This window comes from Algimonas ampicilliniresistens (genome assembly GCF_030159955.1).
Classification (GTDB): Bacteria; Pseudomonadota; Alphaproteobacteria; order Caulobacterales; family Maricaulaceae; genus Litorimonas; species Litorimonas ampicilliniresistens.
The window spans coordinates 195,552-218,146 of sequence record NZ_BSNK01000001.1; the positions used below are offsets into that span (position 1 = coordinate 195,552).

At 55.3% G+C, this 22,595-nt stretch carries 15 protein-coding genes and 1 pseudogene; 10 read left to right on the forward strand and 6 right to left on the reverse strand.

Annotation, left to right across the window (positions count from 1 at the left end; genetic code table 11):
- Positions 1-18 precede the first annotated feature (18 nt).
- Positions 19-2,154 carry a M56 family metallopeptidase gene (locus QQL54_RS01040; protein WP_284386656.1) on the forward strand — a complete coding sequence of 712 codons (2,136 nt, stop codon included), beginning with the start codon at positions 19-21 and terminating at the stop codon, positions 2,152-2,154.
- Between the two features lie 9 nt (positions 2,155-2,163).
- Positions 2,164-4,341 (forward strand): TonB-dependent receptor plug domain-containing protein, encoded by a 2,178-nt coding sequence (locus QQL54_RS01045; protein ID WP_284386657.1) that lies wholly within the window; start codon positions 2,164-2,166, stop codon positions 4,339-4,341.
- Between the two features lie 15 nt (positions 4,342-4,356).
- Here the strand turns inward: QQL54_RS01045 and QQL54_RS01050 are convergent, their stop codons facing one another.
- Positions 4,357-5,622, reverse strand: coding sequence for a HAMP domain-containing sensor histidine kinase (locus QQL54_RS01050; RefSeq protein WP_284386658.1), 1,266 nt, complete (start codon positions 5,620-5,622; stop codon positions 4,357-4,359).
- A 95-nt stretch (positions 5,623-5,717) separates the two neighbouring features.
- Positions 5,718-6,401, reverse strand: coding sequence for a response regulator transcription factor (locus QQL54_RS01055; RefSeq protein ID WP_284386659.1), 684 nt, complete (start codon positions 6,399-6,401; stop codon positions 5,718-5,720).
- A 104-nt stretch (positions 6,402-6,505) separates the two neighbouring features.
- On the opposite strand from QQL54_RS01055, the gene QQL54_RS01060 reads away from it, so the two are divergent.
- The 4 genes and pseudogenes from QQL54_RS01060 (at position 6,506) to QQL54_RS01075 (ending at position 9,815) form a co-directional block, all read left to right on the forward strand.
- The gene (locus QQL54_RS01060) at positions 6,506-7,147 is read left to right on the forward strand and encodes a hypothetical protein (protein WP_284386660.1); all 642 of its coding nucleotides are present in this window, start codon (positions 6,506-6,508) and stop codon (positions 7,145-7,147) included.
- Between the two features lie 203 nt (positions 7,148-7,350).
- Positions 7,351-7,758 (forward strand): hypothetical protein, encoded by a 408-nt coding sequence (locus tag QQL54_RS01065; RefSeq protein ID WP_284386661.1) that lies wholly within the window; start codon positions 7,351-7,353, stop codon positions 7,756-7,758.
- 131 nt (positions 7,759-7,889) lie between these two features.
- Complete coding sequence (locus QQL54_RS01070; RefSeq protein WP_284386662.1) at positions 7,890-8,498, forward strand: uridine kinase family protein; 609 nt, start codon at positions 7,890-7,892, stop codon at positions 8,496-8,498.
- Between the two features lie 84 nt (positions 8,499-8,582).
- Positions 8,583-9,815 (forward strand): annotated as a pseudogene (locus QQL54_RS01075) (NupC/NupG family nucleoside CNT transporter).
- 14 nt (positions 9,816-9,829) lie between these two features.
- Here QQL54_RS01075 and QQL54_RS01080 read toward each other — a convergent pair.
- Positions 9,830-10,768 carry an isopenicillin N synthase family dioxygenase gene (locus tag QQL54_RS01080; RefSeq protein ID WP_284386663.1) on the reverse strand — a complete coding sequence of 313 codons (939 nt, stop codon included), beginning with the start codon at positions 10,766-10,768 and terminating at the stop codon, positions 9,830-9,832.
- Positions 10,769-10,968: 200 nt separating this feature from the next.
- Between QQL54_RS01080 and QQL54_RS01085 the strand changes: the two genes are divergently transcribed.
- From QQL54_RS01085 to QQL54_RS01095, 3 genes are all read left to right on the forward strand, one after another.
- A complete protein-coding gene (locus QQL54_RS01085; RefSeq protein WP_284386664.1) occupies positions 10,969-14,007 on the forward strand; it encodes a TonB-dependent receptor in 3,039 nt (1,012 codons plus the stop codon).
- A 95-nt stretch (positions 14,008-14,102) separates the two neighbouring features.
- A complete protein-coding gene (locus QQL54_RS01090) occupies positions 14,103-15,680 on the forward strand; it encodes an alkaline phosphatase D family protein (RefSeq protein ID WP_284386665.1) in 1,578 nt (525 codons plus the stop codon).
- Between the two features lie 10 nt (positions 15,681-15,690).
- Complete coding sequence (locus QQL54_RS01095) at positions 15,691-17,187, forward strand: alkaline phosphatase (RefSeq protein ID WP_284386666.1); 1,497 nt, start codon at positions 15,691-15,693, stop codon at positions 17,185-17,187.
- 10 nt (positions 17,188-17,197) lie between these two features.
- Here the strand turns inward: QQL54_RS01095 and galE are convergent, their stop codons facing one another.
- The 3 genes from galE to galT are packed head-to-tail and all read right to left on the reverse strand — an operon-like array spanning position 17,198 to position 20,348.
- Complete coding sequence (gene galE, locus QQL54_RS01100; protein ID WP_284386667.1) at positions 17,198-18,187, reverse strand: UDP-glucose 4-epimerase GalE; 990 nt, start codon at positions 18,185-18,187, stop codon at positions 17,198-17,200.
- An 11-nt stretch (positions 18,188-18,198) separates the two neighbouring features.
- The gene (gene galK / locus QQL54_RS01105) at positions 18,199-19,263 is read right to left on the reverse strand and encodes a galactokinase (protein ID WP_284386668.1); all 1,065 of its coding nucleotides are present in this window, start codon (positions 19,261-19,263) and stop codon (positions 18,199-18,201) included.
- A gap of 8 nt (positions 19,264-19,271) precedes the next feature.
- A complete protein-coding gene (gene galT / locus QQL54_RS01110) occupies positions 19,272-20,348 on the reverse strand; it encodes a galactose-1-phosphate uridylyltransferase (protein WP_284386669.1) in 1,077 nt (358 codons plus the stop codon).
- A gap of 71 nt (positions 20,349-20,419) precedes the next feature.
- Here galT and QQL54_RS01115 point away from each other — a divergent pair, with 71 nt between their 5' ends.
- Positions 20,420-22,552 carry an alpha-galactosidase gene (locus tag QQL54_RS01115; RefSeq protein WP_284386670.1) on the forward strand — a complete coding sequence of 711 codons (2,133 nt, stop codon included), beginning with the start codon at positions 20,420-20,422 and terminating at the stop codon, positions 22,550-22,552.
- Positions 22,553-22,595: the final 43 nt, after the last annotated feature.

Below are 22,595 nucleotides of genomic sequence, written 5' to 3' on the forward strand. Positions count from 1 at the left end.
GATTAAGGGGACGAGACAATGACACTGAATATCACCGCACTCTGGGACGCGCTCGGATGGTCTATTCTACACAGCCTATGGCAGGCCGCTTTGATCGGTGTTGTCGTTTTGACGCTCCGCGCTTTGGTAACAGAACGCAGAGCAAAGCTCCGCTATCTGATCGGGATGACCGGACTGGTCGGGACTTTTGGCGCCTTTCTGGCGACCTTCATGATTTTGACGATCACAAAGCTCCGTAGTTGGTCACCAACACAAGTTTCAGGGGATCAAGCCTCTCAAGGCGGGGGCTTCACGGACCTCTCAGTGTCTGTCAGCGTTCTTCCGATCCAAAGCTTGGAAAGCGGCCTCGCGGTCGCGTTAGTGCCTTGGCTTGGTATGGCGTGGGCGATCGGGTTCGCCTTTTTGAGCCTGCAGGCCTACCGCGCTTGGGCGATGACACGTTGGCTGGCAACAAGCGGTTTGCGCACGGCGGGATCGGACTGGAACAGTCGGTTCGGCACACTTGTACAGCGCAGCCGGACGCATGAGCGGGTTCGTTTATTCATCTCTGAGCATGTCAACGGCCCGATGACATTGGGGGCGCTTCGCCCGATCGTTCTTGTCCCACTCGGGTTCTTGACATCGCTACCTTCTGCGCAAGTCGAAGCGATCTTGCTGCATGAACTCGCACATATCCGCCGTCACGACTTCATGTTCGGTCTGATCCAAACCGCAATCAAGACGGTGCTCTACTTCAATCCAACCGTGCTTATTCTGTCGCGTTTGATTGATGTCGACCGGGAGCAAGCCTGTGACGACATCGCCGTGCAAATTTGCGGTCGGCCAACTGATTTGGCGCGGGGTCTTGCGGCGCTTCGCCTTGGGTCGCAGGCGCCTGCCTTGGCGATGGCGGCTGACGGGGGTCCCTTATTGACGCGCCTGAACCGCCTGATGGGTCGCCCGACGGCCCGAACGTCATCCAGTCGCCTGTCCGCGGTGGCGGTGTCAGCCCTCATGTTGGGAACAGCAGCGTGTAGCACAGTGTCGATGGCTCAATCGCAAACGGCAGAAATTGTCGAAGACCGTGAGACTACGGAACATGTCATGCTCCCAGAAACCGTCATACGATCGAATGGGAAAATTACTGGGAAAGTGAACGGTATTGAATTGCCGCCGATGCCTGAAATGCCGTCCGTGCCGCCTATGCCGGCCATGCCCGCGACACCCGTGGTTGCAACCCTCCCTACAGTTCCCGTGCCCAACTTCGGTGACTATGAGACAGAGGCTGACTTCGAAGCCGCTATGGAGGCTTGGGGCGAGAAAATGGAAGCCTGGGGCGAAAAAATTGAGGCCAGTTTCGAAGGCGAGTGGGAAGAAAGAATGGAGGCCTGGGGCGAAGAGGTTGAGAAACGCTTCGATGGCGATTGGGAAGAGAGCATGGAGGCTTGGGGCGAGAAAATGGAGGCCTGGGGCGAACAGGTTGAAGCCATGGGCCTGAACCTAGGCGCTGAGGATATTCGTCACCGCGTCGAATCTGAAATGCAACATGTCTCCCTCATGCGCGAACAGGCAGCTCGTCAGGTCGAACAGTCGGAACGCAACCGTGATCAGGCCGAACGTGTCCGCGAGCAGGCGGAGCGTCAGGCAGAACAGTCTGAACGGGCTCGTGAACAGGCCGAGCGTGTTCGAGAACAGGCGGAGCGTCGAGTGGAACAAGCCGAACGCGCTCGGGAGCGGGCTGTGCGCAAGGTCGAAGCTAAAGCTCACGCTGCAGAAAGGGCGCATAGCACAAGCCATTCCAACAGCACTCACACGGTGACGGTGTCTGATCCAGAAGAAGGCAAAACCATTATGATCAATGGCCGCCCTTTGGATGTGATGGCGCTGCGGGCTGACCTCATGGATGCTTTAGTCAAAGACGGTTTTGTGAAACGCAATGATAAGACAGTTTACATCAAACTTTGCCAAGAATATCTGACGGTCGATGGCCGGAAAGTCAGCACTGAGCAGCGGAACCGTTACGCCAAGTTGATTTCCAAGGCAGGTCTGATTTTAGAAGATGAGATTACATTGAAGTTTAAGAAAGACCAAGTCCGGATCAGCCTCTCTGGGGCACACCAGAAAGATCCACTCGTTATGACCTTCGGGACATTCGAACACGACCCCAAGAAGTAGGGTATCTTCATGTCTAATGTTCTCAAGCCGCTTCTGGCGGTCACGACATCGCTTTGCCTAATCACAGGTCTAACCTCTGGCGCTCACGCTGTCATACAACCTGTTGAGCAAGCCCCAGAACAAACATCAGAACAAACATCAGAACAGGCGGCTGAAACAACCCTTCCAGCCGTTGCGGGGACTTCGACCTCCAAGGAAGTCCCCGCGCCCGATACTTACCCGGCCAGCTATTTCGCTAGCTATGTCCCCAGAACGGCGTTGGACATGGTCCGGCGGATTCCGGGGTTTCAGGTCCAGAGTGGGGATACTGGACGTCGTGGCTTGGGACAGGGCGGCGCCAATGTTCTGATCAATGGCGAGCGATTAACCGGCAAGGCTGACGCACGAGACGAGTTAGAGAAAATCTTAGCGGATAATGTCGTTGAAATCCGTATCCGCGACGGCGCATCTCTCTCGATCCCCGGTTTGAGCGGGCAGGTCGCAGATATAACGGTGAGCCAATCAGGCGGCTTGAAGGGAACGTGGGAGTGGAATCCTCAATTCCGCCGCGACCTCGAACCCAATTTGTTGAATGCAGAAATCAACTTGTCAGGGGAATTCGATGTCGCAGGCGGTCTCACCTACGCTCTGCAATTGCGTGAATATGGATTTCGGGGAGGGGCGACCTCAGATGAAACGCGGTCCGATGCTTCGGGCATAATCTTTGAGCATCGTACGGAGAAGATACAGAATTTCGGTGATCGGCCGGGCGTTGCGCTCAACCTCGGCTGGACGCCTGCTCCGGATCACAAGATCAACCTGAATACGGAATACTACCTGTTCAATTTCAATCGTTCAGCTACGGGAATTCGAACGCCTGTTACGGCAGACGGGGATGACAGTCTGACCCTCGCAACTGAAAGTGAGGATGAGTGGAATCTGGAAATTGACGGTGACTACGAATTTCCGTTCTTGGATGGGCAGCTCAAGATTACGGGTGTTCTTGATCGCGAACATTCGCCGACAAGTCGCGGGTTTGCTGTTTTTGACCCTCAAACGGGTTTTGTTGAAGCCAGTCGATTTGACCAGACCGCTGAAGAATTAGAGCTCGTTGGCCGCGTTGAATATTCTTGGAGTTTGCCGGAGGGCGGTGACTGGCAGTTTGCGGGTGAAGGCGCTTATAATGAGCTGGATATTGAGCAACAACTTCTGACGCAAGAGCCAGACATGGCCTTTGTGGGTAGGCCGATGACAGGATTTAATGTCAGCGAAGATCGTTTCGAAGGTACGGTGACGCATAGCCGTCCCTATGGTGACAAATGGGATTTGCAAGCTTCTGCTGGGGTTGAATATTCAAAACTGATGCAGGAACGCCTTGGATTGGCATCGGTCGATCCACGCGAGTTTGTTCGTCCAAAGGGCTTTCTGTCTGCGACCTACAAGGTCGATGATAGTTTCCAGATCCGCTCAAAAGTGGAGCGCGAAGTTGGACAACTCAATTTCTTCGATTTTATCTCATCCGTCGATCTTCAGGAAGATTTGGATCGATCCGCTAATCCGGATCTCATCCCTTCGCAAAGCTGGTTGGCTAGTCTCGAATTCGACAAGGATTTTGGACAGGGTAACACGTTCCGGATCGAGTTTTACGGCGCGGCGATATCGGACACGGTGGACCGAATTCCAATTGGTGTCGATGGCGACGGTGTTGGCAATATCGGCAAGGCTTACCGCTATGGCTTTGACGTCGCGACGACGCTTAAAGGTGACAAATGGGGTTTGCCGGGCACCGAGCTAAACTTGATCTTCGATTGGCGCGACTCAACCGTAGATGATCCTGTGTTAGCTTTCGGACGACGACTGAACGGGGACAAGAAAATCTATTATGAAGCCAGCTATCGCCACGATATTCCAAGAACGGATTGGGCGTATGGTTTTTATGTCGAGCATTATGTTTCAGCCGAACGCTACCGGTTATTTTCGGTGGATCGGAACGGGAATGATAGACCGTTTACGCGCGTGTTCATCGAGCATAAAAATCTCGCTGGCATGACCCTGAACGCCAGTATTTCTAACCTCATCGGGCAAGAGGAATTTTTCGAGCGGACGCGATTTACCGCGCGGCGCGATGTAGGCGTCATAAAGGAAATGCAGGACTCCAAGTTCGCCTTTGGTCCGATCCTTCGTTTCTCTCTCAGCGGGAGCTTTTAGTAGGGTGAGACGAGTTTAGCTTTGCTCAGTAAGCGGCAGGGTCAGCGTAAAAATGGTGAGGTGTGGGTTCGGCGTGATGTCGAGCGTGCCGTCATGACGCAGAGCGATGGATCGGCACAAGGCTAAGCCGAGGCCATGCCCCTGTTTTTCCGCCATGTCAGGGTGGCGGAAGAAGGGCGTGAAAATTTCGGAACGGAGTTCGCCGAGAATTTGCGGGCCTTGATTGGCTACGGAAAGAACAGCCTTATTCCCGAGTGTGTCAATTGAGATAATGATATCGGTGTTGGGGTCGGCATACTTCAGCGCATTATCGATCAGGTTGGAAATCAGTCGGCCAATTTGGGCGGGAGCGGCATCAACGACCGCTTTAGCGCGAGCTTCTAGAACCAGATGCTGGCCACGAAGTTCTGCGACAGGTTCGAACAGTTCCACCATATTGGCACCTAATTCGGCCAAATCGACGGGCTCGAGATTACGCCGATCCCCTTGCTGCGCTTCAGCCGATGACACATCGAGCAACCCATCCAACAGGCGGAGGCTGGACTTCAATTCGGCCCTCGCCTTGGCCAGCGCTGGATCAGCGCGTGTGTTGGATTGGGCTTTCAGCAGAGCGGCATCAAGCCGTGTCAGCGGTGAGCGCATTTCATGGGCGACTTGGTCAGTCACGCGCTTGCGTAGATTGAGTAACCGTTCGGCGCGTCCGATCATGCCATTAATATGAGAGGCCAACGCCCCAAGCTCGTCTTCTTGCCCTGTCTCGGGCAGGCGCGCATCAAGATGACCTTTACCGACATGGTCGAGCGTGTCGTTCATCTGGCCGATCCGTTGCCGCAAAGATCCTGTCGCGCGGACGGCTATCAGCGCAGCCAGAGCGATCAGGGCAACTAACCCGATGAGCGTGTTACGAAGTTGAACCCAAGCCGCCTTGCGGATCGCGCTATTCTCACGCGCGACAATCAATGTTTCTCCGCCCTGAAACACTGTCGCTCGTAAAGTGAGAGATCCAAAGTTAGTGGATTGAACAATGGTGGGGTCGGTCAGCTTTGAGCTTTGAGTGATGGCCGCGCTGAGATCGCCGGATCGGGGTAGACCCCCTTGGTCCTCAAATCGATAATGTGCTCCGGCTCGACTCAGTGGCGATAGCGCGAGGCGCTGTGAGATCGCAACATCAACCGCATCCGGACCTTGTGTGAGGTAGACTTCTGACAGGCTGGCCACGTCGTCATTGATCTGGTTCGTGATTTCTGTGCGCAAGCCGCACACTGTTTGCCACCCGCTCAAGGTCATAATCAAAGCGAAGATCAGCGCAGGCGCAAGGATCAACTCGGCGGTGAGACGAGAGAAGACAGATCGGCGATATGCGCGCGGGGGAAAAATTATTCAGGACCGAATGTGTAGCCAAGGCCGCGCACGGTTCGCAGCAAGGGCGTCTTGTGATCGCCGTCGAGTTTTCGTCGTAGCCGGCCAATATTCACATCGACGACGTTGGTGCCGGGATCGAAGCTCATATTCCAAACATCGCGAAGCAACATATCACGCGTGATAAGCGCGTCGGCATTATCGGCAAAATAGATCAGAAGGTCGAATTCTTTAGGGCTCAATTTGAGATGCTGGCCAGCGCGGTGCGCGGTGCGCGCCTTGTCATGAATTTCCAGATCATCAATCATACGAAGATCGGTTCGAACGTGTCCGCGTGAGCGGCGCAGGAGCGCAGAGATGCGCGCCACGAGTTCGGCTGGCTCAAACGGTTTGGCGAGGTAATCATCCGCGCCTCGCTGATAGCCCTCCACCTTGTTTTCGGAATTTCCGAGCGCCGTTAGCATCAGCACCGGGGTTTCAATTCCATTGGCCCGCAAATTCTCGACCATCTCCAAACCTTCACCGTCAGGGAGCATGCGGTCGAAGATAAAAACATCATAGGGATTGGCTTTGGCCGCATGCAGCCCCTCCTTAGTCTGGGCGTGAAGGGTTACCGTCCAGCCTTCGGCACGCAGAACCTGCTGAATATAATTTGCAATGTCCGGTTCGTCCTCAATGAGGAGGATGGATGTATCCGTCATGTTCCGTTCCCTGATCGGATCGACACCTGCTTCGTGTTTGTTTGAAAAATAGTCTTTACAGAGTTCGCGCGCTCTTCCAATTTTGTAATCGGAGGTCGCACACCATGCGCGTTGGTTTTTTCCCAGTTTTGATGTCGGCGTTGCTGCTCTGCGCGTGCGAAGCGGCTGATAGATCTGTGCAGGCGACCCACGCTGACGTCACGACCAGTGTCGCCGCCAAACATATTGAGACGACCATCCCTGATCATCACGCGCGCATTATCGCGCTGGTTGAAGCGGGCGAGGCGGCTTTGGCGGATCAGGATGCGTCCAAACTGTTTGATGTGTCTCAGAAACTGCAGCTGTTGGGGGCGTCGCCGATTGGTGGCACAGAAGATTTGGCCAAAAGCTGGGTTCTTATGGCCCATGACCTGACTCCCGAAAACGACCGGCAATCCATTCCCTTTCGAGGACGCATTAAAGGGCCAGCCTATCGCCGCCACACGCTGGCGCCTGGAGAGCAAGATATCATTGAAGATATTTTCTATGCGGCAGAACCTGCTGAAATGACGCTGAAATCTATGAATAACTCGACCCTGGAATGGCAAATTGCTCAGGACGGCACGGACGATGCGCCTGTCTGTGACGGCGTTGTTGGCGATCGGGCGAAGAGTTGTCGCTTCCTGCCACTTTGGACCTCGAAATATCGGATCCGGATTTCCAATGTGTCGGATCAAACCGCGACCTATCTGTTCGTGACGAACTGAGACTATTAGGTCTCATAGTCTAACAAACCGGCCTTATTTCATGACAAATCCCGTTAGGTGCCAGCCTCGCCTAACCTAACACTTATTGTCATTTGAACGCTGCCCCTTCGCCCCTCTACCCAAAAGTCGGCGCAGGAGGAGGCGGCAATGGCGGGATATGCAGGAAAAGATCGAACGATCATTGAGTTGATCGAACGTGTAGCGTGATCGCTTTGTCAGGACATCTCAAAGGGTTCATTCTGATCGCGGCGATTTTGCCAGGCACCGCCGTCTATAATGCTCCCACGGACACGCTAAATGTTTCGATATGCAGCGTGGCTTTCCCGTTCATCGTGGACAGAACTTTTTACCGGACCAAAACCCGGCAAGAATTGCGCGAACGCGGTCTGCAGGGCGATCCGGTTGGTCTCTATTTTCTAGCGCAGCAGGATTTAGAGGCAGGTCTGAAGACAGAGGCCATACTGAAACTTGAACGAGCCGCCAGCGCGGGTCTTGGCTCTGCCTATGATAGGCTTGCTGTCTTATATGATGATCGCGGCGACCGGAAAGCCGCCGGCGTGGCTCGCCATTGTTCCGCGCGGTTGCAGATGATGACATTCAGCCAGCCCTGACAGTCGTGGCCCGTGGGTCTGGAGCATTGGCCACTCCGATAGCAGGGCGGCTGGACTCGGCTCTAGCCTAGCGCCATTTGGCCGATTAAGTGGGGGCGCCAATTGATCGGCACGGCTTGGGACCATCCGTCATGAAGACACTCCTGATTTCCGGCGGTAGCGCCTCTGGAAAGACGTGGCTGACGCGCCGCATTATGAAGTCGATTCCCGATGCAACGATTCTGGCGCAAGACTCCTTCTACCATGATCGTCCCTCCGGCAGTGCAGAGGATCGTCATGATTTCGATTTTGATCAGCCTTACGCAATCGATTGGGCGGAAATGGAAACAGCGTTGACGCGACTCCGCGCTCAGAAAGTGGCCGACATTCCGCTCTATGACTTTAGTGTGTCTCTGCGCGCCGGGTCTGAGCGTCTTATCCCGACAGGCGACACCTTGATTGTCGATGGGACATTGGTGCTGAGCCAACCGCAATTGGTCGAGTTGGCTGACGTTTGCGTCTATGTTCGCTGTCACGAAGCCCTGCGCCGATCGAGGCGTGAACGTCGCGATGTGGAGGAGCGAGGCCGCGAATTGGAGTTCGTCCGTCGACAGCTGGCTGAACAAGTTTTCCCCGCGCATGAGCAATTCGTGAAACCGTCAGCCCAGCATGCTGATCTGATTCTGGATGCCGAGTATATTGTCAGCGACCCCGACAGTGCGGTGAGACAGGTTCTAGCGCTTCTGGAAAAGACAGGCTAGGTCGTTCCGATATGACGGGTCCGGCATGGAGCGGGAATCCGGCGTTAGTATGCGTGACGCGTCCGGGCGCGAGGGGATCGATCCATGAACCATCCTGCCTTCGGGCTTGTCGGCATTGCCGTATTGTTTGCGATTGCCGTCGCCTTTTCGTCTGACCGCCGCTCCATCTCACCGCGCATTGTGTTGGCGAGTTTTGGCCTTCAGGTCGCCATTGCCGTGCTGGTCTTATTCGTGCCGGTTGGAAAGACCGCGCTCGGGGCCTTGGCCGGGGGCTTCCAAACTCTGCTCGATTATTCCAACGATGGTATCTCCTTTATGTTCGGGCCGCTGGGCGACCCATCCAATCTAGGATTCATTTTCTTCGTGCGGGTCTTGCCTGTCATCATCTTTTTCGCCGCGCTGATGGAAGTGTTGTATTATCTCAAGATTATGCCGTTCATCGTCCGCTGGGGTGGACGGTTCATGCAGTGGGTCACGGGGACGCGTCCTATTGAGAGCCTCAATACAGTAGCGAACATTTTCGTCGGTCAGGCTGAGGCTCCGCTGTCGCTCAAGCCCTATTTGAAGAATATTTCCAAGTTCGAGTTGTTCACCATCATGGTCTCGGGCTTGGCCTCTATCGCCGGGTCAGTCATGGCGGGTTATGTGGAAATGGGCATCCGGGCCGACTTCCTCATCGCTGCTGCCTTTATGAGCGCCCCTGCGGGACTCATGATGGCCAAGATCATTATGCCAAGCCCCCATACGGACGTCGACGATCCGGTCACGCGTATTGAAGCTCCGGAACCGTCCAGGGAATATAATAATGTGTTTCTTGCTGCCGCGAACGGGGCTCAAACGGGCGTACAGATTGCCATCGCTGTCGCGGCCATGCTGATCGCCTTCATCTCGCTGATCGCTTTGGTGAATGGTTTATTGGGTTGGGCCGGGGGGCTGGTCGGGTTTGATGAGTTGTCGATTCAGTACATATTGGGTTGGCTGTTTTCGCCCGTCATGTGGGCCATTGGTATTCCGTGGGAAGAGGCACGGATTGGCGGCGCTATCTTCGGCGAGAAGGTCGTGCTCAATGAATTTATCGCCTATTTGTCACTGATCGACGTTCAGGATCAGCTGTCGCCATAATCGGTTACGATCCTGACATTCGCCCTCTGCGGCTTCGCGAACTTCGCTTCGATCGGGATTTTGCTTGGTGGACTCGGCACAATCATTCCGGACCGGAAGCCAGAAATCGCGCGGATGGGTTTGAAAGCCGTGTTCGCGGCCAGCCTTGCCAATCTGATGAGCGCGGCCTTGGCGGGGATTCTGGTGGGCCTTTAAGCCCGCTTCGCTGCTTAGGCTTTGGCGAGTCCGATTTCGCGCAGTCGCTCGTCCAGATAAACTCGCGCCGTAACTGGCGTTTTGGCCTTGCCGCCCATCTCAAGACAGGTCGGTAGAGCTTCGAGTAGGAAGTCGTTCGCCGGGTGTAGGAAGAACGGCATGGAATAGCGCGAATGCGGCGCGCGCTCTCGTGTTGGATTGACCACCCTATGTGTGGTTGACGGGATGACGCCGCCTGTAAGTCGGTCGAGCATATCGCCGGCATTGACCACCAGCGAGCCCAGCGGCGCATCAATCGATAGCCAGACACCTGAGCGGTGCTTGACTTGAAGGCCAGCTTCTTCAGCGCCCAACAGCAATGTCAGCAGATTGATATCCTCATGTTCCGCAGCCCGCACAGCAGACCCTGCGCCTTCGGGCATGGGTGGGTAATGAAGAAGGCGGAGAATCGAATTGCCATTATCGAGTGCGGCGCTCATCCGCTCCGGTGTCATATCCAAGGTCTCGCCGATGGAAATCATCAAGGTCCGCGCAAAGTCGTCCATGGCATTGAACAGATCGTGGGATGAGCGATCAAAGTGCGGCAGGCCTGCAACATCGGGCGTTCCCGGAATGCCGGGGATGGTGTCACGACCAACATGCCAGAACTCCTTCAGATCAGGTGCATCCTGATCCTTAGCCGATTCGGTACCGAACGGAGAATAACCGCGTTGGAAATGACTATCCGGCATCGCATATTGAGTTTTAGCTCCAACAGGCTGCGCAAAAAAGTCGCGGCTCGCCGATTCTACCGCCTCAATGTCGGTCTGTGGGATCGTATGATTGCGAATCACGATGAAGCCCGTCTCTCGCATTCCCGCGACGAGATCCCGCCCAAATTTGGCGCGATCCGCAGTAAACTGTGAGAAATCCAGCTCTGCAATCTTCAGAGTCTTGTCCATAAGGTCTGTCATGCCGCTTCAATAACTCGAATGCCGCGAAAGGAAAGTGCGTGCTGTGTCTCAAATGACACAGAGCTGAGGTTTCCTCGGAACATTGCAGTACTGTCACATAACTGTCTAAAACCATTGCTAGGGGGCGCGCAAAGTTGCCGGGAACGTCCCGGTTACAGCGCAATATACCTCACATCGACAGACTTTCCGGAGTGTCTCCAATGTCAAAACGCCTTTCTATCGGCGCCGCCTTCCTGCTCGGCACGAGCACGATTGCCGCCGCTGCTCTCATTCCGACCCTTGCTCAAGCTCAGGTCACAACCTCCACTATTCGCGGTTTCGTTCAAACCGAAGCCGGCGCGCCAGTCGCCAATGCAAACATCAGCCTCGTTAATACGGAAACAGGCTTCGCTCGGACTGTTACGACTGATGGTGATGGCGGCTTTGCCGTTCGCAACCTGTCCGTCACAGGCGCCTACAATGTTGAAGTGACCGCCGCGAACCTTCGTGGACAGCGTGTAGAAGGCATTCGTCTTTCTCTCGGTGATGAGTCGCTACTAACTTTCGCTCTGGCATCCGAAAATTTTGAAGATGAAATCATCGTCGTCGGCCAGCGCCAAGTTGTTGCAGATTTGGCAACAGGCCCAAATGTATCTTTCGGGATTACGACGATCGAGAATGCGCCCGCTATCAACCGGAACATTGCAGATATTATTCGTCTCGACCCCCGTGTTTTCATCGATGAGAGCCGTGGCGATATCAACTCTGTCCAGTGTGTCGGCCAAAGCTCACGCTTCAACTCTATCACGCTTGACGGTATCTCAATGGACGATGCTTTTGGTCTGAACTCTAACGGTTACCCTACAGAGCGCATGCCATTCCCGTTCGACGCCATCGAACAGGTTTCTGTGGAAATCGCACCTTTTGATGTCAAATATGGCGGTTTCACAGCCTGTAACATAAACTCAGTCACTAAATCCGGCGGAAATGAATTCCACGGCGGGGCTTTCATCGACTATACAAATGAAAGCCTGCGCGGCGGGAAAGTTGATGGTGTGGATACAGCCTTCAACCCATTCGATGAAATTCGATATGGTATTAATGTCCGTGGCCCGATCATCAAAGACAAGCTTTTCTTCAGCGTCGCCTACGAAAAGCTAGAGGGCGCTAACACATTCAATCTTCAAGAGACTGTCGGGAATGGAGCTTTCCAGATCAGCCAAGCTGAACTTGATCGTATCTCTGCCATTTCCAATACAGTCTATCAGTACGACCCGGGGACAACGCCTGAAAGTTTTGATAACGCCGACGAGAAAATTCTCGTGAAGCTTGACTGGAACATCAGTGATCAGCATCGCGCGGCCTTAACGTATAACTATAATGACGGCTTCAACACTGTTCGGTCCGATGGTGACAGTGACGAGTTCGAATTTTCTAACCACTTGTACAATCGTGGCTCCCGCATTCACTCATTCGCGGGTTCTCTTTACTCAGACTGGACCGACAATTTCTCGACAGAGTTTTTGGCGAGCTATCTAGACTTCAAAAATGACGTCCGTTCAGTCGGCGGAAACGACTTTGGCGAAATTCAGATCGATACGGGCGATGTGACGGTTTACCTGGGTGGTGACGATAGCCGCCAGTCTAATAAGCTAGATTATCAGAAGCTCGATCTGGTATTCCGTGCCAACTACGACATGGGAGATCACTCTTTCTTGTTTGGTGCAGAACGTCGCGATCTGGATGTTTTCAACCTGTTTGTTCAGCACACTGAAACGGAGCTGCGTTTTAGGGGTATCGACAACTTTGAAAATGGTTTGGTTGATCGCATTTATTACAACAATGCACCCTCTCAGAACCCGGACGATGCTGCTGCAGACTGGGGCTACGCACAATACTCACTTTATGGCCAGGATGAGTTCCAGCTTCTCGATAATCTATCAGTTATCGCTGGTCTGCGATACGACTGGTACACGACGTCGGATCTGCCGACTGAGAACCCGGACTTTGTCGCCGATTATGGCTTCTCCAACTCTCAAACCCTGGACGGAGAAGATCTCATTCAGCCACGCCTCGCAGCCGTTTGGGACGCAACGCCTAGCCTTCAAGTTCGTGCAGGCGTAGGCCGTTATTCCGGCGGTAACCCAAATGTTTGGTTGTCGAACAATTATTCGGCCAACAACATCGATCAGGTTGGCGCCTTGGCGCGCGCTGGTCGCGGGGGTCAACCAAATCCAATTGATTTGTTCGCGCAGACCTATTCAGGCGCTGAAGAAGGTGTGCCAAACTTCGCCGGCTACGCTATTCCGGACGTTGTCTATGATGCTGTTGGAAGTGGTGTTGGATCTAACTTCGAGCTGAACTATCTGGACCCGAACTTCAAAATTCCGTCTGAGTGGAAATACTCAATCGGAGCTACCTTCTCACCGGACTTTGATACGGGTGAGTCTATTTTCGGTGGTCTGTGGACGATCCAAGCTGATGTGTTGTGGTCAGATGGCAAGGACACGGCGATCGTTCAACGCGGCGATCTGGTTCCAACCGGCACTCAAACTGTTAATGGCGTAACTGTTCCCACTTATAGTAGCCCGTTGATGGATACGTTTGTTCTGACAAATAGCGATCTTGGAAACCAAGCCTTTGTCGCATCTCTGGGCATATCCAAAGATTGGGATAATGGTTGGTCTGCGACATTAGGTTATGCCTATTCGGACGCTGAAGATGTTCAGCCGATGACTAGCTCTGTCGCTTTCTCGAACTACAACAACCGGGCCTATACTGATCCGCAAGAACAGGTTCTGGCCACATCTAACTACAACACGAAGCATCGTTTCACTGGATCTGTGTCCTACACCAAGGACTTCTGGAAAGATTACGATACGAATATCTTCGCATACTTCCAGTCGAGCTCCGGTACGCCTTATAGTTTGGTGGATCGTAATCCGAACAGCTATTACAACTTCACACCGTTCTTGGACGGCGGCGGAGTCTTGCTTCCGGGTGAAGAGCGGAACGGTCGTACAGGCCCATCATGGACCAAAGTTGATCTGAAAATCTCTCAGGACTTGCCAGGTCTGCGGGCTGACGATCGGGCACAAATCTTCATGGTTATTGATAACCTCACGAACCTGTTGAATGATGAATGGGGCGTTTTGCGCCAGCCAAGCTTCCCGCTCACGCTGGCCCAAGGGCAACCATTCTCAACGAGCTTCGACGCTTCAGCATACGAAATCCGTTTTGGTGCATCTTACGACTTCTAGGATGGTCTTTCGTTAGACACTTAAATTATGAGGCCCGCCTTTCCCAAGGCGGGCCTTTTTGTTAGCCCCATGGTGAACTTCGCAGGATTCCCGATATGACCTTTGATCGCCGTACGCTTCTGTCATCGCTCGCTGGGACCGCCGGCCTCGTCGCCTGTCAGACAACCGCCGCGTCCACGGGTTTGGCCGCACCAGTGAAGCTCAATTCTGGACTTGGTAAATTGGGTGAAGACACGCTGTTTCCGCTCGGCGTTGCTAGCGGCGACCCCCTGTCGGACGGCGTCGTCCTCTGGACACGGATTGTGCCAGATCCGCTCGGTCTTGATAATCCTTTGCCGGGCTCAATCGATGTGGATTGGGAAGTGGCCGATGATGAGTTGTTTGCCAAAGTGGTGCAACGCGGTCGCACACGGGCCACGGCGGATTGGGCCCATAGTGTGCACGTCGAAGTGTCCGGGCTAAAACCTGCTCGCCAGTATTTCTACCGCTTCATTGCGGATGGGCAGAAGAGCCCGACAGGGATGACGCGCACGGCTCCGACCTATCTCGCGCCGACGGACCGCGCACGGTTCGGCGTTGTGACCTGCCAACATTACGAGCAAGGCTTCTTCAACGCCTACACCGACCTAATCGAGATGGACCCCGATTTCATCCTGCATATGGGTGATTATATTTATGAGGCGAGCTGGGGTCCGCAGGTCCGCCGTCAGGCCGAAGTTGAGGCCATGGATCTGAGCGATTATCGTCGTCTTCACGCTCAATATAAACTCGATCCCTTCCTTCAAGACGCGCACCGCCGCGTGCCGTGGTTGATGATCTGGGACGATCATGAAGTCGTGAACGATTATGCGGGGTTCAACGATGAAAATTATATGCCGCCCGCCGAAGTGCGCGCGCGCCGCGCTGCCGCCTATCAGGCCTATTACGAACATATGCCCGTTCGCTTGCGGTCGCGCCCACGTGGACCCGACATGCATTTTCACGATAATTTCCAATATGGCGATCTACTTTCCATCGCTCTGACGGATGCGCGCCAATATCGCGACGACCAAGCCTGTCAGACGCCGGAAGATGGCGGCGCGTCGCTAGTCAATTGCGATGAGCTTTATGATCCAAATCGCTCTATGCTCGGTATGCAGCAGGAACGGGATCTGCTCCGGGGGATCGGCCGTTCTGGCGCGACGTGGGAAGTGTTGGCGCAGCCGACTTTGTTTGCGCGCCTCAATCAGACGGACCGCGACGGTAATCCTGGCGCTTGGAGCGATGGTTGGGATGGCTACGCACCAACGCGGGAACGTATTCTTGACATGGTCGAGCGCCGTAAACCGCAGAACTTCATCTCATTGGGCGGGGACATGCATAGCTGGTGGGTCACCGATCTGAAGCCGCGCTTTAATGATGAAAATTCACCGGTCGTCGGATCGGAATTCGTGACCACATCGATCACCGCGCACAGCTACGCTTATGGTCGCTTCTCACGCATGCTGCCCGATAACCCACACATTAAATTCTTTGATGATCGGCAACGCGGCCATACGTTCATGGATGTGACTAAGGATCGCTGGGCAGCGACGCTTCGATCCATGAACAATGTTTATGATCCCAACGCAGGCGCGACCACGCGCGGGACTTGGGTCGTCGAAAACGGCAAACCTGGCGTGATTGAAGCGTAAGAGTAGGATAATGGATATGACTCACATGGCACACAAAAGTCTGTTGCTGACAACAGCGCTATTTCTCGGGGCTTGCACGACCACGGCTGCGACGATGAAAGCAGACGATCAATACACCGCAGACAATCCGGTGCTGGCGGCGAAGATTGCGGCGGAACCCGTGCGAACACCGGCCAAGAACCTGATCTTATTCATCGGCGATGGGATGGGAATTTCCACCGTGACGGCGGCGCGTATTTTCGAAGGCCAACAACAGGGTGGGCCGGGCGAGGATCACGAATTGTCATGGGAGAGCTTTCCCTACACAGCCCTGTCCAAGACCTACAACACCAACCAGCAAGTGCCAGATTCTGCCGGTACAGCGACTGCTATGTATACAGGCGTAAAAACGCGCGCTGGGGTTCTGGGTGTTGGGCCGGATGTGCAGCGCGGCGACTGCGCTGCTGTCGAAGCCGGATCGCTGAGAACGTTCTGGGATGATGCCGCGGATGAGGGGATGAAACTGGGTCTTATTTCGACCGCGCGTCTGACCCATGCAACACCCGCGGCGGCTTATGCCCATTCGTCAGAGCGTAATTGGGAATATGACGGTGAATTGTCTGATGATGCCAAGGCAGGTGGATGTCGGGATATCGCAACACAATTCGTAGAGGAGAACATCATCGATGTGGCACTGGGCGGCGGACGCAGAGCTTTCTTGCGCGATACGGATCCCGAGCCTGACCTGCCTGATACAATGGGCCGCCGGACAGATGGGATCAGCTTGATTGAAGCATGGCAGATGAAAAACCCGGACGGCAAGGTCGTCTTCGATACTGCAGGTTTTAAAGCATTGCAGCCAGGCCAAGACGAGCGGGTGCTCGGCCTATTCGATTCTAGCCATCTTGATTTCTCGGCTGTTCAGACAGGCCCCGAACTTCAACCGACCATCGCCGAATTAACGGCGAGCGCGATTGAGCTGCTCTCCGCGAGTGGCGACGGTTTCGTACTGATGGTAGAAGGCGGCCGCATCGACCACGCCCATCATGGCGGCAACGCCTTTAATGCTCTGTCGGATACAGTCGCTTTTGCCGAAGCCGTCGCGGTTGCTGATGCGATGACATCAGATTCGGATACGACCATCATGGTCACGGCGGACCACTCACACGTCTTCACCATCGCGGGCTATCCAACGCGCGGTAATCCGATCTTGGGTCTTGTTTCTGGCAATGATGGCAGCGGCGAACCGACAGGAGAGATCGTGTTAGCCAGCGACGACGCGCCTTACACAACGCTCGGTTATGCTAATGGTCCGGGGGCTGTCTCAGGCCCACGTCCGCAGCTGACCGATGAGGACGTTACTGCTCCCGATTATCGGCAGCAGGCAACAGTTCCGATGCGCGGTGAAACTCATGCGGGCGAAGATGTCGCCATTTACGCCAAGGGCCCGCGTGCCTTTGTTGTGTCTGGTGTTGTAGAGCAGAGCTTCGTTCACGACGCCGTGCGTTACGCGCTCGATCTGGACTAGCGCGTCCGATCTAGCGTCGGGCGTGAAAGGCCCAAGCCGAACGGATAATGGTCTCAATGTCTGAGTGGATGGGCTCGAAACCGAGCACGGCTTTGGCGTGGCCTTTATCCGCATAAAGCCGCGATAGATCGCCTCTCCGGCGCGGCCCATTCTCATAAGGGACAGCCTGACCGGTGACGCGTCCGATGGTTTCCAGAATCTCCAGATTGCTGATCCCGTTGCCCGTGCCGATATTGACCTCGGCCCGGCTCAATCCGCCAGCCATCTTTTCCAAGGCTAGAACATGTGCGCGGGCAATGTCGCTGACATGGATATAGTCCCGCACACAAGTGCCGTCAGCTGTGTCGTAATCTGTGCCGAATAACGTTAGCGGACCTCGCTGACCCATGGCCGCTTGCATGGCGAGCGGGATGAGATGGGTTTCTGGATCATGCTCTTCACCGATAAGGCCGCTCGCATCCGCGCCGGATGCATTGAAATAGCGAAGCGTGACATAGGCGAGGTCATACGCCTTATGATAACTCTGAATCATGTGCTCAATCGCGAGCTTGGTTTTGCCATAAACGGACACGGGCAGCTGCGGATCACGCTCCTCGATCGGCATTTTCTCAGTCTCGCCATAGGTCGCGCAGGTGGACGAAAAGATCAGTTTGGCGACGTTTGCGGCGCGCATCGCGTCGAGCAGGTTGAGCGCACCGATCACATTATTGCTGTAGAACTCTGCCGGCATGCGTTCGCCGATCCCGACTTCGATTGAACTGGCGAGGTGGATGACAGCCGATAGGTCGGGCCAGCGCGCGAACGCCGCATCAAGGGCCGGGCGGTCGCGCAGATCAACCGTCTCTATCGGTCCCCATTGCACCGCATGTTTGTGACCACTGGAGAGATTGTCGAGCGTGATCGGGCGTCCGCCATTTTCCGCGATCATCTTGCAGACATGGCTGCCAATATAGCCTGCGCCGCCAACGACGAGAATGTCCTGTCCGGTGAGGTCGTACATAAGGCGGTCCTTCAGCAAACCCAGAATGCGTTGGGATGGGCGACCAGCAATCGGTCACGCCACTCATCAAGTCGGTCGGTTTCGACGCAGGCGACGATGCAACCGCCGAACCCGCCGCCTGTAAGGCGAGCGCCGGTTGCGCCGAACGTTTGGGCATCATCGACGAGTGCGTCGACAGGCTCCACAGAGATTTCAAAGTCATCGCGCATGGAGAGATGGCTTTGGTTCATCAGTGCTCCAAAGTCCTCCATTCGCTGATCACGCAAGGCCTTCGCGGCCTTAACAGTGCGGCGATGCTCGCTCATACAATGCCGTGCGCGCCGGATAAGATGAGCATCCACATGTTGGATGGAGGCGAACTCAGCCTCGGTCATCAGGCACAAGTCATCATGGCCGAGCGCGGCTTTGAGCGCATCGCACTCTTCTTTCCGAACCTTGTAACGTCCCTCATTGAGCTGCCGAAAAATACCGGAATGGATGACCGCCATATGATGCGTATTAGGGAGGTCGATCACGTTAAAATCGAGGGTTTTCGTATCCAATGCCAAGGCTTGACCGGGCCGCGAGATTGCAACCGCCATTTGGTCCATAATCCCGCACGGCATGCCGATAAAGTCATTCTCTACCCGCCTCGCGAGTATGGCGAGATCTGTTGCTGACTGCCCGCTGCTGCTCAGATCGCGTGCCGCGCGCAACGTGCCGACAGTCACTGCAGCGGAGGACGATATACCCGCCCCAAAGGGCAGCGTGGTTGTGACTCTCACATCCGCCCCGTTTGGGCCGAACCCCTCATGTCGCGTGAATTGCAAGGCCCCAACGATATAGTCGGACCAGTGATCCTGTGCCGGATCGTCAATGCTACGTTCGGCCAGATCGTCGAATTTATCCGATTGGATACGAACCCGCCCATCATCCCGCGCAGACAGGGCCAGAGTGACGCCGAGACGCAAGGCCGTCGGCAACACTCTGCCGCCATTATAGTCCGTATGTTCGCCGATCAGATTGACCCGACCTGGTGTGAAGCCGGACACGTCGGGCGCGTGCCCGAAGGTGTGTTTGAACGGATCTTCGATCATGGCTTGAGTCACAGGGCGCGCAACGCCTGCGCCGCGCGCTCCGGCATCACATCGACCGTGAATGCACCCGTCGATTGCTCAACTGAGGCGAGATATTTGATCCGTCCCGGCGCCCGCATGAGCGGATAAAATTGGGCGCAGAACTGCCAATCCTGTTCCAGTCCAATCGGCGCGGCGTGCAGCGAGAGCATATATGGCGTCGTCTGCCCGAACAGGGTGTCATATCGGCGGGTCATATCGCCCAGCAGGTGCGCGAACCCGTCGGCTTCGTCTTCTGTGAACTGCCACGGGCCTATGACTGGGCGGCGCGGGACCAGCCATGTCTCATAGGGAAAGCGGGTAAAGGGTGGACAGACTGCGTCAATGCCGCCTGCCTCAGTCACCTTATAAGTCTCCAACCCGTCTCGCATATGAGCCGCTAAATCATAGCCGGCTTGAAAGCCCTCAGCCGCCTGACGCTGGACTTGCGGCACAAAGGGGAAGGCATAAATTTGCCCATGTGGGTGATGCAGCGTCACGCCGACGGCATCGCCGCGCGACTCAAACGGCAGAACGAATTTGCAACCCTGCGCGAACAGATCGACATATCGGTCATTCCAAGCCCCGAGCAGCAGGCGGCGTTTATCTTGGCCGACCGTGTGCAGGTTTCCGCTATGCTCCGGCGTGTAGACGACCACGTCGCAATGACCTTTGGCGACGGCACTTTCCATACCAACTACACTCTGTGGGGCGGGCGCGTCGCGATGGAGGCTGGTGAATTTATTCTCAAACACGGCCAGTTCAAAGTTGGTGAAGGGTATTTCCGTATCGGGTCCGCCGCGTTTGGACGGGGCTAACGGATCATCCGCCGCAGAAGGTTTGAACGTTCGGTTCTGGCGATGCGGCGCATAGACATTCCACTCACGGCGGAGCGGGTGCCACCGTAGTTCTCCGCCCTTGGCAACCTCGCCGCCCGTCTCCGGCAGGGGTGGCTCATCATGCGGTTTATAGCCGTAAAGATGCAGCGGACGCCCATCCGCTTTGGTGAAGACCCGGCGGTAGATCGGTCGTCCGGCGATAGTCGCGATGGGCGAGGCATTATCCATGGCGGACCTCTAATTCATTCTGGGACTAATGACCATTTGGGACCGACCATAAAGTCGGATAACTGACCCGAATGGAGTTGATTGATGTTTCAGATGAGCTGACCTTCATGCTGCGTAATGCAGCGATCACCTATGCCATGCAGGTGAGCGCTGAAGGATTGTTGGAACAGCTCTATTTCGGGGCGTCTATCGCCGCGCCGCAGTCGCCGTCATGCCCATTACGCCATTGCACCGTGATGTTTGAAGACAGTCCCGCGCTGACGTTGAATGAGCTGCCGCAGGAATATCCAACGCATGGGCGCGGTGATTTCGGATCACCCGCCTTTCACGCAGTCGGTGCCGATAATTCGGTCTTTTCGTTTCTCTACAAGTCGTATCGAGTTGAAGACGGAAAACCGACGCTCGACGGGATGCCGTCATCGCGCGGTAATGGCGCAAAGACCTTGATTGTGACTCTCGCTGACGCGGTCCAGCAGGTCGAAGTCGATCTTCATTACACAATCTGGCCGGACCACGCCGTGATTGCGCGCCGGGTGGAGATCCGCAATGTCGGGACAGAGCCGATCAGTCTGCGGCATGTTCACTCCAGCGCTCTCGACCTTGCGCCCGGCCATTACGACTTGCAGCATTTTCACGGCACATGGGCGCGGGAATTTAATGCGGAACGCCTGTCGCTAACGACCGCGCGCTTCACGATTGAAAGCATGCGTGGCACATCGAGCAATGCGCATAATCCGTACCTGGCGGTGATGGAGTCGGGCGCAAGCGAGACAAACGGGAACTGTTTGGGCACGACGCTCGTCTATTCCGGTAATTTCGCGATCAGCGCGGAACGAGGCGAGTTTGGGCGCGTGCGATTACTGGCGGGGCTCAACCCGTTCGATTTCAATTGGGGGCTGGAGCCCGGCGAAATTTTCGCCACACCAGAAGTCCTGCATGCCTTTTCGGGTGAAGGACTCGGGGGGCTCAGCCATGTCTGGCACGACTTCGTCCGGGCGCATGTCTCACCGGAACGTTTTCGCAATATCCCGCGACCAACTTATCTCAATACATGGGAAGCGGCCTATTTCGATGTAAACGAAGATAAAGTCCTCGACCTCGCCGATGTTGCGACAGGGATCGGCGTCGAGATGCTGGTGCTTGATGATGGCTGGTTCAAGGGCCGGACGGATGATCGACGCGCATTGGGAGATTGGACAGCTGACCCGGACCGGTTCCCGATGGGTATTCCAGCGTTGGCCGAAAAAGTTCGGGCCAAAGGGCTGAAATTCGGTCTTTGGTTTGAACCGGAAATGGTCAGCCCTGACAGTGACCTTTACCGCGCTCATCCAGATTGGGCGATATCTGTACCGGGCCGAACGCCCTCGCTGGGTCGCAACCAGATGACGCTTGATTTTTCGAAGCCTGAGGTCGTCGACCATACTTACGGACAACTGGACGCGATCTTGTCGTCGGGTCAGGTCGGCTATGTGAAGTGGGACATGAACCGGAATATGACTGAGGTTGGATCGGGCGCGAAAGCACACCGATATATGCTTGGCCTCTACGGTTTGCTGGATCGTTTGATGACCGCCTATCCGGATATTTTATTCGAAACCTGCGCATCGGGTGGCAACCGGTTCGACCTCGGTATGCTCGGCTATATGGCACAGGGTTGGGTGTCCGATATGTGCGATCCCATTGGGCGTCTCGCCATTATCAATGGCGCGTCTCACCTATTTCCGACCGATGTCATGGCGGCGTATATTGGGCCGTCCCCCAACCATCAGAACGGACGAATGAGTTCTATCTGGGCGCGCTTCTTGGCGGGCGTCGTATGTGCGGCGCGTGGCGTATCGCTGAACGGATCCGACATCGCGGCTCATGATGACGCGCTGACGAAACATGTTCGATTTTGCAAGGCGACCGCGCGCCATATGCTCGGCGCGCGGTTTGATCGTCTTTGCCATGATGACAACGAAACCATCTGGCAGCAAACGAGCCATGACGGAGGCATAGTTTATGTTGTGGCATTCCAGACGCTAAACGCGCCGAATTTGCCAGTACGGAGAGCCCGATTGCGCGGCTTGGATCCGGATGTGAACTATGCGGTTGAAGGTGGCGCGGTTTATGGTGGGGATAGGCTGATGCAGCACGGTATCGCATTGACGATACCAACCGAAGATTTTGCGGCAGAGCTTCTTATTCTACAAAAAGTCAGCTAGCAGATTGGGGCAGGGCCAAAGGTCCGCGTCAGGGGAAATATCA